Origin of the sequence: Pseudoalteromonas sp. TB51 (assembly GCF_000498055.1) — a bacterium.
In the GTDB taxonomy this organism is placed as follows: domain Bacteria; phylum Pseudomonadota; class Gammaproteobacteria; order Enterobacterales; family Alteromonadaceae; genus Pseudoalteromonas; species Pseudoalteromonas atlantica.
Map to the genome: position 1 here is coordinate 15,321 of NZ_AUTO01000109.1, position 23,358 is coordinate 38,678.

Here is a 23,358-nt window from a genome sequence, read left to right on the forward strand (position 1 = left end):
TAGTGTATTACACGCTATTTGCTTTTTTGTATAAATACCCTCCAAATTCCCTGCCGCTTTTTATAATAACTGACTATTATGTTAATTCATCGCAACGTATGTAATGTTATGTAAAGTAAGTTGAGCAAAATTTGTCAAAGTGCTTGAATTACATTCATAAATGGCAGTAATTTAGGTTAACTATGATTTGGCAAACTAAGCCAACTTTATTGGCTCTTAGCTTGGTATTGTTGAGCGGTTGTGCGGGTACGCTAAACCCTCAGCAGCGCGAGCAAGCACCCAGCGACATTACAGCGACATGGCAACATGGTTTAGCGCAAAATACACTTGCAGTAGATCAGCAATGGCTGCAAACCTTAGAAAACCCTTATATTGAAAACCTTGTTAATAAAGCACTTAATAATAATCAGGCCTTGTTGCAAAGTGCCTACGATGTACAAATACAAAAGCAGCAATTAATAATTTCAGGCTCTGCGCTTTGGCCCGATCTTGATTTATCTGCGCAAACTAGGCGCAGTAAAGACAATAGACCTGTAAGTTATGATAATGCCAGCTCTGTCACGCTAGAGCTAAGCTATGAAGTAGATGTGTGGGGTAAGTTATCTGATGCTAAACGCCAGGCAAACCTAAACTACTTGGCGGAACAAGCTAGTTTTGAGCAAGCTAAGCAGCAATTGGTGGCCGATGTTGTCACCGGCTGGTTTGATTTAGTAACCGCCCAGCAGTTACTCGATTTATATAAACGCCGAGAAGAAAACGCACAGCAAAACTTAGATATTATTGAATCGGGCTACCGCCAGGGTATTAATGAAGCACTCGATGTATATTTAGCCCGTAATGAGCTTAATAACGAGCGTACTCGTATTGCTAATCAACAAGCCACGCTTGTAAGCGCGTCGCGTTCTTTAGAGCGCTTATTAGGCGGCTACCCCAAAGGCGATATATCAGCAGAGATTGAACTGCCTGTTTTTCTTTCGCCAATTAATACCGGTATTCCCTCTGAGCTAATTACACGCAAGCCTCAATTGCGCGCAAGCTGGTACCAGTTATTAGCAAGCGATGCAGGCCTAGCCTATGCACATAAACAGCGTTTCCCTAGTTTAAACTTATCAGCAAGCGTGAGTGATAGCACCGATAGAGTGAGCGATTTATTCTCGCCATCAAGCTTAGCGTGGTCTTTATTAGGCAGTATTTCTGCGCCAATATTCAATGGTGGCCAGCTAAAAGCAAATGAAGAAGTAGCACGCTTAAATGCACAAAAACAAGAGCAAGCATATTTAGATACCTTGTACGATGCATTCAGCGATGTTGAAAACGCAATTACTCAGCAGCAATCCTTGCAAGCCAGTTATAAAAGCACGCTAGAGGCACAAGAAAACGCCCTTGCAGCAGAGCAACTGTCGTTTGAGCAGTACCAAAGCGGCTTAGTAACTTACACTACTGTGCTTGATGCCCAATCCCGCTCTTTTGATGCGCAAAGCTCACTCATTGAAACAAAAAACCAGCTAATTGCTAACCGAATAAACCTATACGTTGCCCTTGGCGGCGATTTTAACGCCCCAACAAGCGAACCTAAGAGCAATAACGATGAAAACTAAATCAGCAAAACTTTTAATCCCAGCCGTAGTGGTGGTGGCCACCATTTTAATTGTTATGTTTATTAAGGGTAATCCACCTGAAGCAAAACGTTTTGGCTCACCTCCTAAAGCCACGGTGAGCGTATCGGTAAAAAAGATTGAGCCACAAGATTACTTAATTTTTATTGATAGCTATGGCACGGTAAAGCCGCGTACTCAAAGTTTGTTAGTTGCTCAAGCATCTGGGCAAATTAATAAAGTAAGTGATGATTTTAGAGAGGGCGGTTTTTTTGAAAAAGGCGATGTACTGCTACAGCTTGACGATAGAGATCATCAGGCTGAGGTTAAATCGGCGCAAGCAGCATTACTTACTGCAGAGCAAAGTTTGTTAGAAGAAAAAGCCCGCGGCCAACAAGCAATTACTGATTGGAAGCGTTTAGGCGGCTCATCTCAAGCGAACAGCTTAGTACTTCGCGAGCCCNAAGCCGCACTTGAAAAAGCACAGCTTGATTTAGAGCGCACCCAAATTACTGCGCCTTACGCTGGGCGTGTGCTTAGTCGTAATGTAGACCTTGGCCAAGTGGTAAGCGAAAACACAGAACTTGCAACTATTTATGCCATAGACAGCGTTGAAGTGCGCTTACCAATTAAAAATAAAGACCTCTCGTATATTAGTTTGCCAGAGCAATACAGAGATGGCAGTAAAAACCAAGCCGGCTCACTCGTTAAGTTTAAATCTGACTTAGTGGGCGAGCAAACATGGCAAGGGCAAATAATACGTACTGAAGGCGCTATCGATGAAGGTGCACAGCAATTGTATATTGTTGCTCAGATAAATGACCCTTACAAAGCCACGGCTAATAACCAATACCCAATTAAAATTGGGCAATACATCACTGCGCAAATTAGCGGTAAAACAGTGCCTGATGCGTTAATAATCCCTAATAGTACTATTTATCAAGGCAGCTACGTGTATGTGGTTGAAGAGGGGCTGCTAAAGCGTAAAAACATTACGCTTGCATGGCAAAATGCTACACAAGCTATGGTAAAAACAGGCCTTAATGCAGGCGATAAGTTAGTAATTACACCGCTTGGGCAAGTAAGTTCAGGCACAGCAGTAAGCATTTTAGGCGAAACCGATATGCAAAATATGCGAGCAAAAGGCCCAAATGGCGCAGGCAAAGGTAAGCGTCCATCGCGTGAGCAGCTAGAAAAAAAAGCGCAAGAAATGGGAATTAGCGTTGAAGAGCTAATACAAAAACGCCGTGCTGCACAAGGAGATAAGCCATGATTGCTTGGTTTACAAAAAACCATGTAGCAGCCAATTTATTGCTTATTACGTTACTGCTATCGGGTTTATTTAGTTTATCGAGTCAAATACCGCTTGAGGTGTTTCCATCGTTTGAAACAGATCGTATAAGTGTAAGCGTTACTTTGCGCGGCTCAACCCCAGAGGATGTAGAGCAAGGGGTTACCATTCGAATAGAAGAAGCCGTTCAAGATTTAGAAGGTATAGAGCAAATTTCTAGCCGCTCATCAGAGGGCTCTGCGTCGGTAACTATAGAAGTAGAAAGTGGCTACGACCCGCGCGAATTATTAGCCGATATAAAAAGCCGTGTAGATGCTATAAACACTTTTCCGGCCGATGCTGAAAAGCCCATTGTGGCGCTTGCAGAGCGAAAGCGCGAAGTAATAGCTGTTACCGTAGCGAGCGATTACGGTGAAAAAGAAACCTTAGAATACGCCGAGAAAGTACGCGACGATATTTTACGCCTTCCTAATGTTACGCAGGTTGAGCTAAGTGGTGTACGCGATTACGAGCTCGCCATAGAAGTAAGCCAAGATACACTTCGCCAATACAATTTAACCCTTGCACAAATATCCACTGCTGTGGCTAAGTCGAGCTCTGATATTTCGGCTGGTAATTTAAAAACAGAAGGGGGCGATGTACTTATAAGCTCAAAAGGGCAGGCTTACCGAAAAGATGAATTTGCAAACATTGTAGTTAAAAATCAGAGCGACGGTACAGTAATACGCTTAGGTGATATAGCAAACATTAATGATGACTTTGAAGAGACCCCAGTACGTACACGCTTTAATGGTAAACAAGCCGCCTTTATAGATGTATACCGCATAGGGCCGCAAAGTGCGATAGATGTCGCAGATGATGTAAAAAACTACATAGAGTCCAAGCAAAGCTCCTTACCACAAGGTTTTGAATTAAGTTACTGGGATGACGACTCTCAAGTTGTAAAAAGCCGTATTGCTACGCTAACCAGCAGCGCCCTACAAGGGGGCATTTTGGTACTGGCTTTGCTAACTCTATTTTTACGCCCAGCCATCGCATTTTGGGTGTTTATTGGTATTCCTGTTTCGTTTATGGGCGCATTTATTGCAATGCCTATTTTTGGTGTAACCCTTAATATTATGAGCTTATTTGGCTTTATTTTAGTACTGGGTATTGTGGTGGATGACGCCATAGTAACGGGGGAGAACGTTTATACTCATTTAAAAACCGCAGAGTCGGGNGAACAAGCTGCCATTTTAGGCACGCAAGAAGTTGCAACACCAGTTACCTTTGGGGTACTAACAACCGTAGCGGCCTTTTTACCTTTAGCGTTTATTGAAGGCGCACGGGGCGCCTTGTTTGCACAAATTCCGGTGGTGGTTATTCCGGTATTACTGTTCTCGTTAATTGAGTCTAAATTTGTGCTGCCAGCTCATTTAAAGTACATAAAACTACGTAATCAAAAAACAAAATCATCAAAGCTTGAAGTACTTCAGCAGCGTTTTGCAGACGGATTTGAAAGCGCTATTTTAAAATACTATCAGCCTATTTTAGCTAAAGCATTGCGCTATAAATTAGCGACGGTGAGTTTGTTTGTTGGTGTGTTTTTTATAATTTTAACTTTAATAACCAGTGGTTGGACTAAGTTTGTATTTTTTCCGCGTATCCCAAGCGAAACCGTACGAGTAACATTAACCTTGCCAACAGGCACGCCGTTTGAAGTTACCAATAAGTATGTAATGGATATGTCGCAAAAAGCGCAGTTATTGCAAGACAAATACCGCGATGAAGATACCGGCGAAAGCGTTATATTAAATATTTTAGCCTCAACCGGTGGGCGCGGCGGCGTGTCTAACTCAGGCAGTGTGCGCTTTGAAATAACCCCTGCAGAGAGCCGCGACTCAGACATTGGCTCACGCGAGCTGGTAAGTGAGTGGCGCGATTTAATAGGGATTATTCCTGGCGCCGAAAGCGTAACCTTTAGGGCTGAAATAGGACGCAGCTCAGACCCTATAGATGTGCAGCTAAGTGGTACATCGCTCGATACGTTACAAAAAATTGCCGAAAGCGTTAAAGCGCGCTTAAGTACTTACCCAACCGTATTTGATATTGCCGATAGCATGTCTGATGGTAAAGAAGAGTTGCAAATAGAGCTTACTGAGCAAGGTTTTGCTTTAGGCTTAAACCGAGTTGATGTAGCAAACCAAGTACGTAACTCGTTTTTTGGCTCGCAGGTGCAGCGTATTCAACGCGGTCGTGACGATGTACGCGTTATGGTACGCCTACCTATTGAAGAGCGCCGCTCTGTAGCCGACTTACAAAATATACTTATTACTACGCCTACGGGCGGCTCGGTGCCACTTTCGCATGTAGCCACATTAATTGCAGGGCAAAGCCCATCTACGATTAATCGAATAGACCGCTACCGCACACTTAACGTGACTGCCGACATAGAAAAAAGCAATACCAACATGACCGCGCTGCAAGCCGACCTAACTGAGTATTTAGATGAATTAATGCAGCAATACCCAGGTGTTGATTACAAGCTAGAAGGTGAAGCTAAAGAGCAAAGAGAGTCGTTTGGCTCGCTTGCTTGGGCATTGTTATTTGTATTTTTTATTATTTACTCACTATTAGCGATACCGCTTAAATCGTACATGCAGCCAATTATTGTAATGAGCGTAATACCGTTTGGCATGATAGGCGCTGTAATAGGGCACTGGGTTATGGGGATGGAGTTAACCATTATGAGCTTACTTGGTATGTTGGCACTTATTGGTGTGGTGGTTAACGACTCACTTGTGTTGGTCGACTTTATTAATAAAAAACGCAGTGAAGGCGGCAAAATTATTGATGCGGTTAAACTTGCAGGGGCTGCACGTTTTCGCCCAGTAATGCTAACAAGTTTAACCACCTTTATTGGTTTAATGCCGCTACTATTTGAAAAGGCGACACAAGCACAGTTTTTAATTCCAATGGCAGTAAGCCTTGGCTTTGGTATTGTGTTTGCTACGTTTATTACGCTTATATTAGTGCCAGTAAACTATATGCTGATGGAGCGTTTTCAAAGCTGGTTTAGATAAATAACGAAATGTGTTCTAGGACTAAGCTGTGGTTGATTAATATCAATTGCAGCTTTTTTTTGCTAAAAATTTATAGAGTAATAAGCGGTATTAAAAACAGGAAAGTAGCAAAAAGATAGGTAAGAAAAGTGTTCCCCAAGCGTGCGGTGTCCGGCGTCAGTCCTGAAACCAGAAGGTTTCAGGGCGGAAAGCTGCGGTCTACCGTAGGCTTCTCGGTACATGCCGAGCTTGCACAATAGTAGACGAACAGAAATCCTGGTATAAAATTTATCGGCTCAGGGACTTAACCAAACTCCGGCACCCCAGGGAACAAGTTCAGTATATAAGACATAATCCATTCCTTAAACCCCAAACGTAAAAAATTGAACCGTTCGAGCAGTTTTTGCCCGCTGGTAACTCGCTATTTACTTATCATGCTACTTTTTGAGCAGGATCATACAATTAATTGGAGTTGCTTTTTATCGAGTGGTAGCATTGCCTTAACTAGCAAAGCGAAGATATAAACATGAGCGACTTACCAGATTACCAAAAAGCCCAGCTGCTTTTAGAAAAAAACGAAATTTTTGTCTCACCGGCAGAAGCGCACGGCGTAATTAGTGGATTACTAGCGTGTGGTTTAAGTATTGATGACAAAGAATACTTAGGCCTATTAAGCGATGTATTTAATGATGGCCAAGCGTTTAGCAACGACCTAAAGCAGTTTTTTGGCACCATTTATAAGCAAGTGGTAGCAAGTTTTAACGATGAAGCTTTTGCGTTCGATTTATTTTTACCAAGCGATGATGAAACACTCATCGATCAAGCCAATGGTCTCGTATCATGGGTTGCAGGGTTTATGCTTGGATTTGGTTTAAAACAAAAAGACTACGGTAAGTTATCGGCAGATGTAAAAGAAGTTATTAGTGATTTTAGCGAAATTACACGCCTAGATACCATGTTTGACGAAACCGAAGAAGACAGCCAAGCCCTGCATGAAGTGATTGAATATGTACGTGTATCGGCATTGCTTTGTTTTGCCGAGCTTGGCAAAGAAAAAGCACCTAAAAAAACACTACATTAATCTAAATAAAGCGGGTTGTTAAAGCATGGTTGAAATACAAAAGTCAGAATTTAAAGCACGCCGTGAGCGTTTACTTGCGAAAATGGATGCAAATAGTGTGGCCATTATTCCTGCGGCCAGTGAAGTAACTCGTAGCCGCGATACTGAATATGCATTTAGACAAGACAGCGACTTTTTTTACTTAACCGGCTTTAACGAACCCGATGCCGTTTTAGTGCTGTGTAATAACAGCGATACGCCAAGTACGTTATTTTGTCTTGATAAAGATAAACTGGCCGAAATTTGGCACGGCCGCAGAATTGGCTTCGAAAAAGCTAAAAATGAGTACTTATTCGACGAAACTTACGCATTAAGTGAGCTAACTGAACAATTATTAGATTTGGTTAACGGTCAGCAGATTTTATTTTATGCACAAGGCGCTTACCCAAGTTTTGATACCAAAGTATTTACCTTGTTAAACACACTTCGCAGCGCGCCTAAAAAAGGCTATCAGGCACCGAGTACGATAAAAGATGTGCGTGGTCTTATTCACGAAATGCGTTTGTTTAAATCGCCAAGCGAAGTAAACATTATGCGTGAAGGCTGCGAAATAAGTGCCCGTGGGCATATGCGTGCAATGCGTTATTCGCACCCTGGTGCTACAGAGTTTCAGCTAGAGGCAGAGCTGCATCATCATTATGCAATGAACGGAGCGCCGCATCCTGCGTACGGCACCATTGTTGGTAGTGGCGATAACGCTAATATTTTGCACTACACGCAAAATAGCGATGTGCTAAAAGATGGCGATCTAGTATTAATTGACTCAGGGTGTGAGTTACAAGGTTACGCTGCCGATATTACGCGTACTTTTCCGGTTAATGGCAAGTTTAGCGAACCTCAAGCCGCGCTTTATAACATTGTACTTAAAGCGCAAAAAGTGGCTTTTGAAGAAGTTAAACCCGGCGGGTTTATGTCGCATGCCAATAAACGTGCAATGGAAGTAATGACTCAAGGTTTACTTGATTTAGGTATTTTAACCGGCGACTTTGATGAGTTAATGGCAAAAGGTGCCTGTAAAGAATATTACATGCACGGCCTTGGCCACTGGTTAGGCCTTGATGTTCACGATGTAGGCGATTACAAACAAAACAACGTTGAGCGCGCATTTGAGCCAGGCATGGTTTTAACCATAGAGCCTGGGCTTTACATTAGTGAAGATTCATATGCACCGCAGCAATATAAAGGCATTGGTATTCGTATCGAAGATAATTTACTTATTACTGAGTCAGGGCATGAAAACCTCACCCTGAGTGTGCCTAAAACCATAAACGATATAGAAGCACTTATGCAAAGTGCGAAAAGCGCATAAGCTTGGAGAAATAAAGTGGCTAAGCAGTTTGATGTCGTTGTTATTGGGGGCGGGCTTGCAGGGGTAAGTTGTGCGCTAAGCATTGCTAAAACAAACCCTTCACTCACTATTGCGGTAGTAGAAGCAAACCAAGTAACGGGCGATTACCACCCAAGTTTTGACGACAGAAGTATTGCCCTTGCACAGCAATCGGTTGAGTATTTACAGCAGTTAAATTTATTTGAGCCAAGTGCGCCATACACAGCAGCAATAAAAAAAGTAAGCGTGTCGGATCGCGGTCACTTTGGTAAAGCACATATTAGTTGCGACGAGTTTGCTAAACCTTCATTAGGTTACGTGGTTGAGGTAAACCCGTTTGGCCGCGCACTGTATCAGCGTTTAACGCAAGCGAGCATTGCACTTTATTGCCCCGATAGCGTAAGCGCTATTAAGCAAAGCCTAAACAGTAATGAGGTTACTTTACAAAGCGGCGAGCAACTTAATACTAAACTACTGGTTATTGCCGATGGTGCGCAATCTCCAACCCGTAACTTACTGGGTTTAGGCTTTAATACTCAGCCCTATGAGCAAGGCGCTATTATAGCCAATGTTGAAGTAGCAGGCGGGCATAACAACCATGCGTATGAGCGCTTTACCGAGCACGGCCCTATGGCGCTTTTACCAATGAGCAATAGCCGTTATTCATTAGTGTGGTGCATGAAGCAACAGCACGTTGAGCAGCATACAGCCTTAAACGAAAATGATTTTTTAAACGCACTGCAAAGTGCATTTGGTTACCGGGCAGGGCAATTTACAAAAGTGGGCACACGCACAAGCTACCCGCTAGTATATGGCCAAGCTGAATCATTAACGGCGCATCGTACGGTAGTCATTGGTAACGCTGCTCATGCTATTCACCCCATTGCAGGGCAGGGCTTTAATTTAGGCCTGCGTGATGTACAAGTACTTAGTAATTTAATTGCAACAAGTAAATACGAGTTAGGCAGTTATGCGTTTACCCGTGAGTATTCACAAAAGCGTAGCAGCGATATAAATACCGTAATGAGTTTAACCGACGCACTGGTTAGGCTTTTTTCAAACTCGTCACGGGTATTAGCGCTTGGGCGCAGCATTGGGCTTTTCTCAATGGATTTATTTCCCGCATTAAAAGCACCATTGGCCAAGCAGCTAATGGGGCAAGTTAAACAAGGTACACGTTTATGAAGCAAGCACAGGTTTGTATAGTGGGTGGTGGCTGCGTAGGCTTAACCCTCGCGTTAGGACTCGCTAAAGCCAATGTAAGTGTTGTGGTGCTAGACGCCGCGCCAAAGCAATTACCGCCAAGTGATGAATACGCCTTGCGGGTAAGTGCGCTGAGTATTGCAAGCCAAAACCTGTTTGAGCAATTAAACGTATGGCCACACATAATGGCAGAGCGAGCGTGTGCATATACGCATATGGACGTACGCGATGCCGACAGCTTTGGTAAAATAGCCTTTAATAACGAGCAACTTGAGCTTGAACACTTAGGCCATATAGTTGAAAACGATATTATTCGTTTTGCACTTATAAAAGAGCTAGAGCAACACCCCACTGCCACACTGATGTTTGATACTGAGTATCAACAAATACACCAAAGTGAGTCCGACGTATTTATAACCCTTAAAAGCGGTGAGCCTATTATTGCTAAGCTGCTGGTGGCGGCCGATGGCGCAAATTCGGCTATTCGTAAACAATTTAATATGGCGCTAAGCTTTAAAGATTACGACCATCATGCATTGGTTGCTACGGTTAAAACCAAAGAGCCACACGCAAACACCGCACGCCAAGTGTTTTTACCAACTGGACCACTGGCTTTTTTACCACTTAGCGATGACAACACCCATTCTATTGTGTGGTCTACCAGCCCTAATCATTGCGATGAATTGCTAGCAATGGACGACACTACTTTTAATAAAGCTGTAATGGCAGCCATAGATGGCCAATGCGGGCTATGTGAAGTGCAAAGTAAACGCATAGCATTTCCACTTAAAATGCGCTACGCCCAGCAATGGGTAAGCGGCAAAGTGGTATTAATGGGCGATGCAGCCCACACCATTCACCCACTTGCAGGGCTTGGTATGAACCTAGGCCTAAAAGACGCCGCGTATTTAATTGAGCTACTGACAAGTGATAGTAAAGAGTTTGCAAGTACCCGTACACTTCGTGATTACGAGCGCACCCGCAAGCTCGACGCGCAAAAGCACATAGCCATGATGCAAGGGCTTAAAGAATTATTTGAAGGTGCCAACCCGGTTAAAAAGCTGATACGTGGAGTCGGGCTGTCACTCGTTGATAACCTAGGCCCAATAAAACACCTATTCGCCAAAGAAGCGATAGGCAAATAACGTAGGTTGGGAAGAGCGAAGCGAAACCCAACGTATAAAGTAAAGTGGTTAGTTTTTAGCTATCAGCTATCAGCTATCAGCTATCAGCTATCAGTAAAGAAAAACCGATGTTTAGTTTAAACATCGGTTTTTTGTTTTTAAGTGGCTTTAAACAGATTAAAAGCTGCGCTTTTCACGCGAGCAAGCTTTGCGTCTACATGCAAAGTTTAACACTGAGCTTAATTTTACCTGTAGGCATTTAGCTTGCTGACGCGACGAGCGTAGCGCGTAATTACTATCGTTAGTTAAAAAGCGCTTTGCGTTAAATCAGTTACAAATTGGCTTGGGCTTCATTCACCATATCTTGTAGTGCATCAATTAACAGTGGGTCGCGCGAGTTTTGTTTAGCAAGTTTTAGTGCGTGTTTCATACTGGTAACAGCCTCTTTAAACTGTTTGTCAGCCGTGTACCCTTGCGACAATCGCATGTGGGAGTAAGCAGCATCAGGGTAATCACGAGTAAAGTGTTTAAGTGTAGTTATCGCTTTTTTAGTGTTATCAAACTTTTGCTGGCTATGGGCAAACTCTACGTACACATCTTGTGGAATTTTAAGCTCAAACCCGTACTTATCGCTCAGTGCTTGGTAGTAACCTGTGATAAGTGATACATCGGCAAATTTTCCGTGCTCGTCAGTCACTTTAAAAATTAGGTCACTAAATAAGTGAATTAGGCTATCGCTAAGGGCTGGCAGTATAGTGCCCATATGAGTAAAAGTAGGGTAATACTTATATTCCCATTTTAGCTGTGTGGGCATTTGTTGTTCTAAATTTACTAACGTATTTAATGCGCCTGTATAAAAACGTGCGCCTTCACTCGCTACACTAATAAATAACTCTTGAGTGCCTTTAGGGTTTTTAGTGTATTTAATAATATTATTTTTTAACTCTTCGTCACTCCACCAACTATTTGGGCTTATAGCTATGTAGTTGTTAAATAATTCAGGCTGATTAACTAAAGTGTAAAGCGCTAATGTACCAGCGTTAGAGTGACCAATTAAGGTGTTGTAGCCGTTAGTTGGATAATTGCTATTTATGTAGGGCATGAGCTCGTCAGACACAAATTTTAAAAAGCTGTCGGTTTTCCCAGCATCAGGCCATTTATTTTTTACAAAGGTTTGAAACTCAGTTTTCGGCTCACCATCTACTTTAGGTAAGTAATCACGCACGCGGTTAGTTGTATCAATACCAACAAGCATGGCATTAGGTATTTGTTCGTAATCAACTAAGGATTTTATAACACCTGACGCCGTATGAAAGTGCTCAACACCATCTAGTAAATAAATAACATAAAGCGGCTGATCGTCTTTTACAGTGTCAGGTATGAAAATTCTGATAGGCCTGTCTTCGTTAAGTATTTTTGATTGTAAAATGATTTTTTTACCAACGGTTATGTCGGCTGTAGCAGTGTCTGCGTGGCTTAAAAAAGAGGTACTAAAAGTAAGTGCAAATACAAATGATAGTAAGAGCTTCATAAATATCCTTATTAAATAATGTGTTGCTTAATAATTGCACGGCTTTAGGTTTGAGTAAATGTTTATATTTTAGGCGCAAATGGAGGGGGTAAGTAATTAAAAGCTGCGCTTTTTACGCAAGCAAGCTTTACGTTTACACACAAACCCAAGGCACTTATCGTAATTCTGCTTGTTGATATAAAGCGAACGCATAGTAATATCCCCCTGATAGCTGATAGCTGATAGCTGATAGCTGATAGCTGATAGCTGATAGCTGATAGCTGATAGCTGATAGCTGATAGCTGATAGCTTTAACACTTATCTATCAAAGCTTAAAAAACCTGCTTGCTTAATTATCCATCTAAGCGTAAAATGCGCGCTCATTTCGGCTTTTACACTATTAATTCCTTGCCTTAAACCGACCGGCCGAAACGGTAGAAGGCTCTATTAACCGTAAGGAATATCCATGCGTCATTACGAAATCGTATTCATGGTTCACCCTGATCAGAGTGAGCAAGTATCTGGTATGATCGAACGTTATACTGGTTCTATCACTGAAGCTGGTGGTACTATCCACCGTCTTGAAGACTGGGGCCGTCGTCAACTGGCTTACCCAATCAACAAGCTTCACAAAGCTCATTATGTTCTTATGAACGTTGAAGCACCTACTGAAGTAATCAGCGAGCTAGAAACTACTTTCCGCTACAACGATGCAGTGCTTCGTAACTTAGTTATGCGTACTAAAAATGCAGTAACTGAAGCGTCTCCTCTTGCAAGAGAAGAGAAGAAAGAAGCACCAGCTGCTTAATTGTTTTGAGTCCTAGCATGGCACGTAGTCAGCAGTTAGTGTAATGGTTAGCCCATATATGAATCAGCTGGTTATATCGGGGGTTGTTTGTAAAACACCCAAGTTTAGCCAAAGCCCTGCAGGCATACCGCATTGTATTTTTGTTGTAGAACATAAATCGATGCAAACCGAAGCAGATCTTAACCGTAATAGTTACGTTAGGCTTCAGGTTGTTGCCAGTGGTAAGCAAATGCAACAACAGACTCAACATTTGCACGTTGGGCAGGCATTGCAAGTGAGTGGTTTTTTAAATCGCCACGAAGGTCGTAACGGCCTTAGCCAATTGGTTTTGCATGCTCAGCATATAGAAAGAATTATTTGAGGAATTAATCTCATGGCACGTTATTTCAGACGTCGTAAGTTCTGCCGCTTTAAAGCGGAAGGCGTACAACAAATCGATTACAAAGATCTAGCTACTCTTAGAAACTATGTTACAGAAAGTGGCAAAATCGTACCTAGCCGTATTACAGGTACTAGCGCTAAATACCAGCGCCAGCTAGCAACTGCTATTAAGCGTGCTCGCTACTTAGCCCTTCTTCCATACACTGACTTACATAAGTAAGCAGCGGATTAACAGTTTTTAAAAGGTGTAGAAACATGCAAGTTATTCTACTAGATAAGATCGCTAACCTAGGTGGCCTAGGTGACCAGGTTGTTGTTAAATCTGGCTTCGCACGTAACTTCCTTTTCCCGCAAGGTAAGGCAGTTCCTGCAACTAAAGCAAACATTGAAACGTTTGATGCTCGTCGCGCAGACTTAGAAGCGAAAATCGCTGAACAGTTAACTGCAGCACAAGCACGCGCTGACAAACTAGAAGCATTAGCAGAAGTTACTTTAGTATCTAAAGCTGGTGACGAAGGTAAGCTATTCGGTTCAATCGGTACTCGTGACATCGCTGACGCTATCTCAGCTGTTGGTGTTGAAGTTGCTAAATCAGAAGTTCGTTTACCTCACGGTACTATCCGTGAAACTGGCGAATTCGACGTTGCAATCGCAGTACACTCAGACGTAACAGCTACTATTAAAGTAATCGTTATTGCTGAAGCTTAATTTTTAATTAAGCCCAAAAAGCCGTGCTTTTAGCGCGGCTTTTTTGTATCTAAAATTCCTCTTTAATACCCATCTAATAGCTCTTTATAAAATTATTTAACTATTTTTATTATTAGTTTAAACCTTTCTTGTCTGTCTTTGCGTCTTAGTAATCAATACACTCATTAATACACGTTTTTAAATAAAAATAATTAAAAGGCGACATCACGGATGTTACACACAAAACCCGAGCACACGCCCCTATGCGACCTTGCTCTCATTGAGCGTGTTAAAGCGGGGGATCAAAATGCTTATAAGGCATTATATGAGCTGCATATAAAGCGTGTTTACGGTTTATGTTTGCGCTTATTGGCCGATGAAGCGCACGCTGAAGATGCCGCTCAAGAAGTGTTTGTGCAGGTGTGGCATAAAATAGCGCAGTTTGACGGGCGCTCACAATTTTCTACTTGGCTATATAGCGTAGCAAGCAACATTGCGATTAGTTATGTACGCAAGCATAAAAGCTGGTTAAACAAAGTTGTGAGCATAGAACAAAGCGGTATGGATGAGCAAAGCGCGCAAAGCTGTAAGGGATTAAACGGGTTAGATAAATTAATTGTTCGCCTACCAGAGCGCGCCCGTATGGTGTTTGTTTTATATGCCATTGAAGGCTACCGCCACGAAGAAATAGCCCAGCAATTGGGAATGGCAGTGGGGTCGAGTAAGTCGCAATATCATCGTGCAAGGCAGTTATTACAAGAGTGGTACGAGTATGAGTAAACAAAATTTTGATGACTACTTAAACGAGTCTTTAAACAATTTAAATAAAGACATAGCGCCCAATAAAGCACTTTGGCAGGGCATTGAGCACGCCATAGTTACAGCTAAGCCACCTGCTGTTAAAGCGCCATTATGGCCTAAATTGAGCGCTATTGCTGCGTGCAGTGCAGCGGCGTTATTAGCAATAAATATATTTATGAGCAATAACGAGCCAAGCCAAGTGGTTGCTATGAGCGATTACTTTAAAGCGCAAAAGCAAAGTTTATTAGTGCAGTACAAAAACCAGGATGCACTTACTAATAACTGGCAAGCACAGTTACAAGAGCTTGAAGAAGCAGAGCAAGCAATTAAACAGGCACTTGAAAACGAGCCACAAAATCAGGCATTACTGACCATGTTGGCGCAAGTTTACCAGCAACAACTCGACTTAATTAACAAGGTGCATGCACCGCGTTGGCAGCAAATATAGGGGAATAACATGAAAGCAATTTTACTTGGGCTAAGCCTATTACCACTGAGCGTTTTAGCGGGCGAAAAAATAGATAAGCAAATAGAGGTGCCAAGCGGCGGCACTATTTTTATTGAAAACCAACGTGGCGATGTAAACATAACCGGCTGGGATAAAAACGAATTTAAAGTCTCCGGCGAGCTTGACGACAAAGCAGAAGGGTTTGAGCTTAAAACGACAGGTGATAAAACCGAATTTATAGTAAAAATGCCACGCAATTTGGGATGGGGTAACAATGGAGATGGCTCTAACTTAACAGTATTTATGCCAAAAAGCAGTCACTTAGAATTTGCTGGCGTAAATGTGTCAGTGACTGCAAAAACACTTAAAAAAGGCGCTGAGGTTGATGTTGTTAATGGTGAAATTACGGTAAATGACATTAGCGGCACTGTTAAATTAAGCACCGTAAATGGCGATGTAAACGCACAAAACTTAAGCGGCAATATTCAATTTGAAACCGTAAACGGTGAAATTAACGATAGGCAATCAAGTGGCGAGCTGCGTTTTAGTGCCGTAAATGGCGATATTAAATCAAGCACAACCGCAAACGACGTACGATTAGAAAACGTAAATGGCGATATCGATTTTACATTATCGAGCATAAAAAGCTTACGTATTAATACTGTAAACGGCGAAGCTGAAATACACATCAGTGAGTTGCTAAAAGGGGCTGATGTTCGCTATGAGTCGGTAAGTGGTGATGCTGATTTTTACTTCCCGCAAAGCGTGTCGGCTCAGTTTGAGATTAAAGCGCACGCCAACGGTAAAATTATTAATAAAGTTACCAGCGATAAAGTTACTAAAGCTAAATATGGCCCTTCTAGTGATTTAGAGTTTAGTGCCAATGGTGGCAGCGCAAGTGTTGAAATGGATACTATAAGCGGGCGAATTGAGCTGCGAACTAAATAACGCTAATTAGCGTTAATGATTACAAAAAGCAGGAAAAGATTTCCTGCTTTGCTATTTGCACAGCCCCGCCAAGTCGATAGAATAGAGCCATTCAATTTTAGTACTGTGAAGTTATGGCCAAACCAGATAAGCAAGTCGATACCCTTAAAGTTCCTCCCCATTCAATAGAAGCTGAACAATCTGTTTTAGGTGGCTTAATGCTTGATAACCAAGCTTTTGACCGCGTAGCAGAGCTGGTTGTTGCGCAGGACTTTTATACCCGCACCCATAAGCTTATTTTTGAAGCCATGACCGCGCTTGCTGAAGTGGGCGATCCGATAGATTTAATCACAATTTCAGAAAGCCTTGAAAAAAATAACCAACTAGCAGGCATTGGTGGTTTTGCGTATTTGGCCGAAATAGCTAAAAACACCCCAAGTGCTGCGAATATCGATGCATACGCCAATATTGTGCGTGAGCGCGCGGTAGTACGCGAAATGATTGGCGTAGCTAATGAAATAGCCGAAGCTGGTTTTAACCCAGAAGGGCGCACCAGCCACGACTTATTAGACTTTGCCGAGAGTAAAGTATTTAAAATTGCTGAGCAACGTACAAAAAGTACCGAAGGCCCGCAAAGCATTCATAACATTCTTGAAAAAACCGTCGATAAAATCGAAGAGCTATACCAGTCGCCGCAAGACGGTGTAACCGGTGTAAGCACTGGGTATGCTGATTTAGATAAAATGACAGCAGGTATGCAGCCTTCTGATTTAATTATTGTTGCAGCACGTCCGTCGATGGGTAAAACCACCTTTGCGATGAACCTTGCTGAGCACGCCGCAATGACGCAAGACAAGCCTGTGCTTATTTACTCATTAGAGATGCCCTCTGAACAAATTATGATGAGGATGTTGGCATCACTTGGTCGTATTAACCAAACTAAGGTACGTACTGGCCAGCTAGATGATGACGATTGGGCGCGACTTTCATCAACCATGGGGCTGTTGATGGAAAAAGGCAAAATGTATGTTGATGATGCATCGGGGCTTACACCTACCGATGTGCGTTCACGTGCAAGACGTATAGCGCGCGACCACGGTGGTATTAGTATGATCATGGTCGATTACCTTCAGTTAATGCGCGTACCTAGTTTATCAGATAATCGTACTTTAGAGATTGCCGAAATATCGCGTTCATTAAAAGCGCTCGCTAAAGAGTTACAGTGCCCGGTTATTGCGCTTTCGCAGCTAAACCGTACGCTAGAGCAACGTGCTGATAAACGCCCAATTAACTCAGATTTACGTGAATCAGGTTCAATAGAGCAAGATGCCGATTTAATCATGTTTATATACCGTGATGAGGTATACAACGAAGACAGCACTGAAAAAGGCATCGCCGAAATTATCATAGGTAAACAGCGTAACGGCCCAATTGGTAAAGTGCGCTTAACCTTCCAAGGGCAATTTTCTCGCTTTGATAATTACGCGGGGCCAGCAGTTGATGATGAATACTAATGCGCCTAGCCACTGCCGAAATTAACCTAACCGCCCTTGCGCATAACTTATCGCAGGTAAAACGTTTTGCGCCAAATAGCAAAATAATGGCGGTATTAAAAGCCAATGCGTATGGGCATGGTTTAGTAAAAATTGCCCAGCACTTAAATAGTGCTGATGCTTTTGCTGTTGCCCGAATTGATGAAGCCCTCGCACTGCGCGCCGGTGGTTTAACAAAGCCAATAGTACTGCTTGAAGGTTTTTTTAATAAAGCCGACTTACCTATTTTATTGGCTAATAATTTTCAAACTATTGTGCACGACGAAAACCAGCTTGCAGCAATAGAAAATGCCACCTTAGATGCGCCAATTACTTGCTGGCTAAAAATAAACACCGGCATGCACCGATTAGGTATAGCACCGGAGCGGTTTGACGCATTTTATAGCCGCTTGCAGCGCACACCCAATGCTAAAAGCACCATTAATTTGATGACCCATTTTTCGTGTGCCGATGATACGCACAATACTAAAACGGCACAGCAAATTAGCTTATTTGATACGCTTGTAAAGGGCATAGACCAAGCACATTGTTTATCAAACTCGGCCGGTATTATAGCTTGGCCAGCAGGACACGGTGATTGGATACGCCCAGGACTTATGCTTTATGGGGTGTCGCCAATGGCAAACTGCACAGGGCAAGAACACAATTTAAAGCCGGTCATGCGTTTAACCACAAAGGTGATTGCAGTGCGTGATGTTGCCGCACACGCGCGTGTAGGGTACGGAGGCCGTTGGCAAAGTGATAAACCAACCCAATTAGCCGTAGTGGCTATGGGTTATGGCGATGGCTATCCGCGTCATGCCAAAGAAGGCACACCGGTTATGATTGCAGGGCAGCGTTACGGTATTGTAGGCAGTGTGTCTATGGATATGATAAGCATTGATATAGGCGAAAACGAGCACAATGTTAAAGTAGGCGACAGCGTTACAATGTGGGGGCCGGAGCTTCCGGTTGAAGAAATAGCCCACTGCGCTGATACTATCCCTTACGAATTACTGTGTAATATTACACCGCGCGTAAGTTACGAGTACCAGCGATAGTTAATAAGTGATATTTATTCTTTAATAAAGTAAATATCACTAAAGCCCATACGGGCAAATTCTTGGTCACGAAAGTTACGTACAGCCGAAGAGCCTTTTGAGGTCATTTCTATTTGGCGTACCATGTTTAAGTAGTTAGTTAAATCAATACCTTCGGCAGCGGCAATAGCTTGATACATGTCGTGGTATTTGTCTTTTGCGAAGTTAATTTCGCGCGGTTGGTTTTTAAATGTATAGGTTATTCTGCGTGCCATAATAAGCTCAGCTAATTGAGTGTGAGTGTAATTTTACACTGTATTGAACTGGCATTGAACGATTTGTTGAAATCAAATAATTAAAAGTAGAGTTTAAAATGAAATTATCAGTAGAGATCAGTAAATACCCACTTCATCAAGATTACATCCCGTTTATTAAGGGCTTTATTGACCGTTTAAACGAATACGACAACTTAAAAGTGATCACCAATACGCTTTCTACGCAAATTTTTGGCGATTACGATTTAGTAATGCAAGTGCTAAACACTGAAATTAAACGCTCGTACGAAGAGTTTGGTAAGGCTATTTTTGTTTGTAAGTTTTTATCTGGCGATTTATCTCCAGAGTAATCGCCTTTATTTAACGTGTATTAAAAACGGTAACCGCACACATGGATTTTTTAACACAAACCTTAAGTGGTTTTACAGCAATGTCGCATTGGGAATATATTGCGGTAGGGTTGTCTATTGCTTATTTATTACTGGCAATAAAAGAAAGCCTATGGTGCTGGCCTGCCGCTTTTTTTAGCACGCTTATTTATACCATAATGTACTGGAATGGCGCGCTGCTTATGGAGTCGCTACTCAATTTTTATTACATGTACATGGCTGTATTTGGCTGGATGGTATGGCGCAAAGGCAAAGCAGATAATATTAGTATTACCTCATGGTCTACACAACGCCACGCCATTCTTATAGGCGCTACGAGCTTAGCGGCCATTATTATTGGCTATGTAATGCAAAACTACACCCACGCCGATTTTGCCTACCTAGATAGCTTTACAACCTGTTTTGCGGTGGTAACCACGTATTTAGTTGCTAAAAAAGTACTCGAAAACTGGCTGTATTGGATTGTTATTGATGCGGCCTCTATGTATTTGTATTACGAAAAAGGCTATTACCCAACGCTCGCGCTATTTATTTTTTACACTATTATGGCCGCGTGGGGATTTAAAACCTGGTACGAAGAGTACGAGCAAAGCCAAGCTAAGCCATTAGCGCAATTATAACGCATGCACCGTAATCCAAATATTGCCGCGTTATGTAGTGAGTTTGTGGCACCTGAGCACGTGCTACAAACCACTAAATTAGTGAATGGTTTAAGTAACGACAATTACCTAATAAAAACTGCACAGCAAAACTACTTATTAAAATGCTACAAATCGCATTGGCCTAAAATAGGGCTACAAGCCCAAACTGCACTTAGCCAACATAACGTTTGCCCTAAACCCATTTGGCTCGATAAGGCTAACAGGCGAGCTGCATTTCGCTATATTTGTGGTGATATCGCTACTAATAATTACAGTATTGACCTAGTTGAAAAGTTGGCACGCGTTCATAGTTACCCTCTAGCTACACAGCCAATGGACATTGCAAAAGAGCTTGTGTATTACGCTAATAGCAACATATATCAACAGCACAGCCGCTTAATTGAAGATACGCTAAGCGCCATTAGTGATATGCCCTACAGCAGTGGCTTTTGTCATAACGATTTAGTTAAAGATAACCTAATAGTAAATTCAAGAGGCATGTATTTAATTGACTTTGAATATGCGCAAACAAACGACGTGTATTTTGATTTAGCGGCACTTGCGGTTAGCTTAGAGCTAAATGGGCACGCAGAGCACACTTTGCTTGAGCAATATAGCGCCCAGCAAGCAATACCCAGTGAGTTTTATTGCGCTTATGACAAGCTACGTTACTTTAAAGTGGTGTTTTTGGTGTTGTGTATAGGGTGGTATGAGCAGCGCGACATAAATAATAAGGCAAGCACATTACGCGCGCAGCTAAATAAGTTATTAAACGAGATAAAAGATTAAAGCCCGCCAAAACGCGCGGCAAGCTCTTTGTACTTTGCTACTTCGTCAGCATCAAATTGGGGCTCACCGTTTTCATCTTCAGACTTGGCAATAAGCAAGCTCTCACGAGCAAGGCGTTTTACCCGCTCGGCTTTTACACCTAAAAACTCAGCCACTTGCTCAGTCGACATTAAACTCATAATTACATCCTCTATATAATCCGTAAGCATTCAGAACATGTTGCCAAACGGTTACTATTTTTTTATCGAATACCAATAAATAGCTTGTTTTTGGCAAGTTGTGAAGTGTTTTATCAAAAACAGTTTGATTTATAGGCATATAACTCAATGATGCTGGTATTTATTTAAAGATCTCTTTATTATTGCCAGTGCTAAAGCATTGATATCGCGAGTTAGTGTTTTAGCAACAAATGTGCTCTTGTGGTGAAATGGATATCACGTGGCCCTCCGGAGGCTAAGTTCTAGGTTCGATTCCTAGCAAGAGCGCCATTTGCTTTTTATTGTTTTCCTTGTTTACGTCTACCTTTATTTTAGTAGTCCTTTATAGTTATATGGTATTGCCCTCAACTCAAAAAGTAGACTTTTAGGGTTAAACAATGCTATTTAGTAGGCATATTTAATTGTAGAAAACGCTTCTGCCATGCTCATCGCGTTACCCATTTCAGAGCTCACCCCAGGTATGTTTGTTGACAGTGTTACCAAACAGCATGAAGGGCTCAACAGTATAAAAATAAAAACCAGTGGCTTAGTGCGAAACCAGGCAATTATAAAACGCTTAGTAACCGAAGGCGTTTTAGAGCTGCTTATCGACTTTACCAAAGGCGATGCCGCCATACCCGATAAGTACAAACCTAAGAGTGCGCCCCCACAAAAGAGCACCACTTCAAGCAGTAAAACAAAACCACCCGCGGTAAAACCTGCGATTACCCTTGAGCAAGAATTTGCCAAAGCTAGCATCAACTTTGAGCAGCATAATCGCAAGCTGCAAGCTTTGTATGGTGATGTAACCACAGGGTTGTCGGTTAATTTAAAGGTGATTGATGAAATGGCTAACGATATTGTCAGCTCGGTATTTAGAAATACCAGTGCAATGACCATTTTAACCCGCATAAAAGACAAACATAGCTACAATTGGCGCCACATGATTAACTGCGCTATTTTCACCGCCGTGTTTGCTAAATATTTAGGATACAAAGAAGAAGCCGTGCAGCAGCTTGCTATGGGCGCGTTACTTCACGACTTAGGGCAAGCTAAACTCCCGCAGGGGATTATTTCTAGGCCAAGTAAACTCACTAGCAGCGAAATGGATATTATTAAACGCCATGTGGCTCAAGGTTTAGGCTTGGTTAAAGGTGAAAAAGGCATTACCCCCCTAATACTCGACATGATAGTTAACCACCATGAGCGATTAGATGGCTCAGGCTATCCGCGTGGTATTACAGCTGAGAAGCTTAGTCGCCCAGCGCGCATAATGGCGATTGTTGATGTGTACGATGCGCTAACAGCCGATAGGCCCCACCAAGAAGGGGATGAACCCATTAATGCGCTGCGTTATTTGTTGGCTAACAAAGAGCTATTTGATGCAGAGCTAGTACAGCACTTTATTAAATGTTTAGGTGTGCACCCAGTAGGCACTATTGTTAAATTAACTAATGAGCGATTAGCTCTCGTGCTCGAGGGCAATAAATCAAATCCCATCAAGCCTAAAGTTAAGCTATTTTATAATGCTAAACACGGGCACCACGTCACCCCTAAAGACTTAGACTTAAATGAGCCTGATCAAAGTATTAAAATAGTGTCGAGTATCAAGCCACTCGACTATCAAATTAATTTGGCTCGTTTGTTAAAAGAGCACTTGTTGAATTAGCTTTTTTACAGCGCTTAAGTTTTTCGCGTTTAGCAGAAATATAAGCGCCTAAAAAACAACTCGCCATTAACGTTAGCCATAATAATGTTCCTTGCTGTACATGCAGTGCAATACAGCAAAAAGCTAACGACACTAATGCATTTAGCATGGCCCCTAACCAGTAATGGTTTACGGGGTTATCGCATTGGCCGGCTTGTGTGCAGGCACAATAGTTTGCTTTATAAAAACAAAACACACTGGCGCCACAAAAAATGAGCCCTGCAATAATAAGTAAAATGATCACCTATTTGCTTCCTTTGTGATTTTGTAATGAGTTTAAAATGCAGGGAATTACAAGTCAATCTAAATGATAATTAATTACAATTAGAGTATAAGCTCTAATAACACATTTCTGCTCCGATGAGTTTTAAATAGTTGTTAAAATGTAGTTAAAAAACGTGTTTTTTGGTGTTTTTTGTCGCTTTGTTACAGTTTTTTATAAAAAATTAAGGTAGTGTAGCCAAGTTTAAAATCCTAATAACAACACATAGATACCCAAACGCTTGTTTGGTTAAGGACACAAC

24 protein-coding genes, 1 tRNA gene and 1 other RNA gene are annotated in these 23,358 nt (G+C 42.1%); 21 read left to right on the top strand and 5 right to left on the bottom strand.

The genetic code is table 11. The annotated features are described in order from the left end of the window. Positions 1 to 182: 182 nt before the first annotated feature. The 3 genes from L650_RS0105430 (at position 183) to L650_RS0105440 (ending at position 5,948) form a co-directional block, all read left to right on the top strand. The gene (locus tag L650_RS0105430) at positions 183 to 1,598 is read left to right on the top strand and encodes a TolC family protein (RefSeq protein WP_029772459.1); all 1,416 of its coding nucleotides are present in this window, start codon (positions 183 to 185) and stop codon (positions 1,596 to 1,598) included. Continuing rightward, positions 1,588 to 2,868, top strand: coding sequence for an efflux RND transporter periplasmic adaptor subunit (locus tag L650_RS0105435; protein ID WP_029772461.1), 1,281 nt, complete (start codon positions 1,588 to 1,590; stop codon positions 2,866 to 2,868). The genes L650_RS0105430 and L650_RS0105435 overlap by 11 nt, the downstream gene beginning before the upstream one ends. Then, positions 2,865 to 5,948, top strand: coding sequence for an efflux RND transporter permease subunit (locus L650_RS0105440; RefSeq protein ID WP_029772462.1), 3,084 nt, complete (start codon positions 2,865 to 2,867; stop codon positions 5,946 to 5,948). The genes L650_RS0105435 and L650_RS0105440 overlap by 4 nt, the downstream gene beginning before the upstream one ends. A gap of 128 nt (positions 5,949 to 6,076) precedes the next feature. Here L650_RS0105440 and ssrS read toward each other — a convergent pair. After that, a non-coding RNA gene (ssrS, locus tag L650_RS23585) (6S RNA) lies at positions 6,077 to 6,260 on the bottom strand. A gap of 193 nt (positions 6,261 to 6,453) precedes the next feature. Here ssrS and L650_RS0105445 point away from each other — a divergent pair. The 4 genes from L650_RS0105445 to L650_RS0105460 are packed head-to-tail and all read left to right on the top strand — an operon-like array spanning position 6,454 to position 10,722. After that, positions 6,454 to 7,008 (top strand): UPF0149 family protein, encoded by a 555-nt coding sequence (locus tag L650_RS0105445; protein ID WP_004589599.1) that lies wholly within the window; start codon positions 6,454 to 6,456, stop codon positions 7,006 to 7,008. Between the two features lie 25 nt (positions 7,009 to 7,033). Beyond that, entirely contained in the window at positions 7,034 to 8,356 is a 1,323-nt protein-coding gene (pepP, locus tag L650_RS0105450) for a Xaa-Pro aminopeptidase (RefSeq protein ID WP_029772463.1), read from the top strand. A gap of 15 nt (positions 8,357 to 8,371) precedes the next feature. Next, positions 8,372 to 9,559, top strand: a complete 1,188-nt coding sequence (gene ubiH, locus L650_RS0105455) for a 2-octaprenyl-6-methoxyphenyl hydroxylase (RefSeq protein WP_029772464.1) — start codon at positions 8,372 to 8,374, stop codon at positions 9,557 to 9,559. Next, complete coding sequence (locus L650_RS0105460) at positions 9,556 to 10,722, top strand: FAD-dependent monooxygenase (protein WP_029772465.1); 1,167 nt, start codon at positions 9,556 to 9,558, stop codon at positions 10,720 to 10,722. Before ubiH ends, L650_RS0105460 begins: the two co-directional genes overlap by 4 nt. Before the next feature lie 310 nt (positions 10,723 to 11,032). On the opposite strand, the gene L650_RS0105470 is transcribed toward L650_RS0105460, so the two are convergent. Beyond that, positions 11,033 to 12,232 (bottom strand): alpha/beta hydrolase-fold protein, encoded by a 1,200-nt coding sequence (locus L650_RS0105470; protein WP_029772466.1) that lies wholly within the window; start codon positions 12,230 to 12,232, stop codon positions 11,033 to 11,035. A gap of 445 nt (positions 12,233 to 12,677) precedes the next feature. Between L650_RS0105470 and rpsF the strand changes: the two genes are divergently transcribed. From rpsF to alr, 9 genes are all read left to right on the top strand, one after another. Beyond that, positions 12,678 to 13,019, top strand: a complete 342-nt coding sequence (gene rpsF, locus L650_RS0105480) for a 30S ribosomal protein S6 (protein WP_004588455.1) — start codon at positions 12,678 to 12,680, stop codon at positions 13,017 to 13,019. Positions 13,020 to 13,062: 43 nt separating this feature from the next. After that, positions 13,063 to 13,380 carry a primosomal replication protein N gene (gene priB, locus L650_RS0105485; protein WP_004588456.1) on the top strand — a complete coding sequence of 106 codons (318 nt, stop codon included), beginning with the start codon at positions 13,063 to 13,065 and terminating at the stop codon, positions 13,378 to 13,380. Positions 13,381 to 13,392: 12 nt separating this feature from the next. Continuing rightward, positions 13,393 to 13,620 carry a 30S ribosomal protein S18 gene (gene rpsR / locus L650_RS0105490; protein WP_002962753.1) on the top strand — a complete coding sequence of 76 codons (228 nt, stop codon included), beginning with the start codon at positions 13,393 to 13,395 and terminating at the stop codon, positions 13,618 to 13,620. A 35-nt stretch (positions 13,621 to 13,655) separates the two neighbouring features. After that, positions 13,656 to 14,108, top strand: a complete 453-nt coding sequence (rplI, locus tag L650_RS0105495; protein WP_004588457.1) for a 50S ribosomal protein L9 — start codon at positions 13,656 to 13,658, stop codon at positions 14,106 to 14,108. Positions 14,109 to 14,318: 210 nt separating this feature from the next. Continuing rightward, a complete protein-coding gene (locus tag L650_RS0105500; RefSeq protein WP_004588458.1) occupies positions 14,319 to 14,867 on the top strand; it encodes an RNA polymerase sigma factor in 549 nt (182 codons plus the stop codon). Beyond that, positions 14,860 to 15,336 carry a hypothetical protein gene (locus L650_RS0105505; RefSeq protein WP_004588459.1) on the top strand — a complete coding sequence of 159 codons (477 nt, stop codon included), beginning with the start codon at positions 14,860 to 14,862 and terminating at the stop codon, positions 15,334 to 15,336. The genes L650_RS0105500 and L650_RS0105505 overlap by 8 nt, the downstream gene beginning before the upstream one ends. Positions 15,337 to 15,345: 9 nt before the next feature. Further along, complete coding sequence (locus tag L650_RS0105510) at positions 15,346 to 16,284, top strand: DUF4097 family beta strand repeat-containing protein (RefSeq protein WP_029772468.1); 939 nt, start codon at positions 15,346 to 15,348, stop codon at positions 16,282 to 16,284. A 113-nt stretch (positions 16,285 to 16,397) separates the two neighbouring features. After that, a complete protein-coding gene (gene dnaB, locus L650_RS0105515) occupies positions 16,398 to 17,777 on the top strand; it encodes a replicative DNA helicase (protein ID WP_004588461.1) in 1,380 nt (459 codons plus the stop codon). Further along, the gene (alr, locus tag L650_RS0105520; RefSeq protein ID WP_029772469.1) at positions 17,777 to 18,856 is read left to right on the top strand and encodes an alanine racemase; all 1,080 of its coding nucleotides are present in this window, start codon (positions 17,777 to 17,779) and stop codon (positions 18,854 to 18,856) included. The genes dnaB and alr overlap by 1 nt, the downstream gene beginning before the upstream one ends. 14 nt (positions 18,857 to 18,870) lie before the next feature. Here alr and L650_RS0105525 read toward each other — a convergent pair whose 3' ends face one another. Beyond that, the gene (locus tag L650_RS0105525; RefSeq protein ID WP_004588463.1) at positions 18,871 to 19,110 is read right to left on the bottom strand and encodes a DUF2960 domain-containing protein; all 240 of its coding nucleotides are present in this window, start codon (positions 19,108 to 19,110) and stop codon (positions 18,871 to 18,873) included. A 98-nt stretch (positions 19,111 to 19,208) separates the two neighbouring features. Here L650_RS0105525 and L650_RS0105530 point away from each other — a divergent pair, with 98 nt between their 5' ends. The 3 genes from L650_RS0105530 to L650_RS0105540 are packed head-to-tail and all read left to right on the top strand — an operon-like array spanning position 19,209 to position 20,929. Continuing rightward, positions 19,209 to 19,460, top strand: a complete 252-nt coding sequence (locus L650_RS0105530; RefSeq protein ID WP_004588464.1) for a hypothetical protein — start codon at positions 19,209 to 19,211, stop codon at positions 19,458 to 19,460. A 41-nt stretch (positions 19,461 to 19,501) separates the two neighbouring features. Continuing rightward, positions 19,502 to 20,119, top strand: a complete 618-nt coding sequence (gene pnuC, locus L650_RS0105535) for a nicotinamide riboside transporter PnuC (RefSeq protein ID WP_004588465.1) — start codon at positions 19,502 to 19,504, stop codon at positions 20,117 to 20,119. A gap of 3 nt (positions 20,120 to 20,122) precedes the next feature. Continuing rightward, positions 20,123 to 20,929, top strand: a complete 807-nt coding sequence (locus L650_RS0105540) for a phosphotransferase (protein WP_029772470.1) — start codon at positions 20,123 to 20,125, stop codon at positions 20,927 to 20,929. Here the strand turns inward: L650_RS0105540 and L650_RS0105545 are convergent. Beyond that, complete coding sequence (locus tag L650_RS0105545; protein ID WP_024031630.1) at positions 20,926 to 21,108, bottom strand: hypothetical protein; 183 nt, start codon at positions 21,106 to 21,108, stop codon at positions 20,926 to 20,928. The genes L650_RS0105540 and L650_RS0105545 overlap by 4 nt on opposite strands. 234 nt (positions 21,109 to 21,342) lie before the next feature. Between L650_RS0105545 and L650_RS0105550 the strand changes: the two genes are divergently transcribed. After that, positions 21,343 to 21,417: transfer RNA gene (locus L650_RS0105550), tRNA-Arg, on the top strand. Positions 21,418 to 21,568: 151 nt separating this feature from the next. Next, complete coding sequence (locus L650_RS0105555) at positions 21,569 to 22,795, top strand: HD-GYP domain-containing protein (protein ID WP_029772471.1); 1,227 nt, start codon at positions 21,569 to 21,571, stop codon at positions 22,793 to 22,795. On the opposite strand, the gene L650_RS0105560 is transcribed toward L650_RS0105555, so the two are convergent. After that, positions 22,755 to 23,078 carry a hypothetical protein gene (locus L650_RS0105560; RefSeq protein ID WP_029772472.1) on the bottom strand — a complete coding sequence of 108 codons (324 nt, stop codon included), beginning with the start codon at positions 23,076 to 23,078 and terminating at the stop codon, positions 22,755 to 22,757. The genes L650_RS0105555 and L650_RS0105560 overlap by 41 nt on opposite strands. Positions 23,079 to 23,358 lie beyond the last annotated feature (280 nt).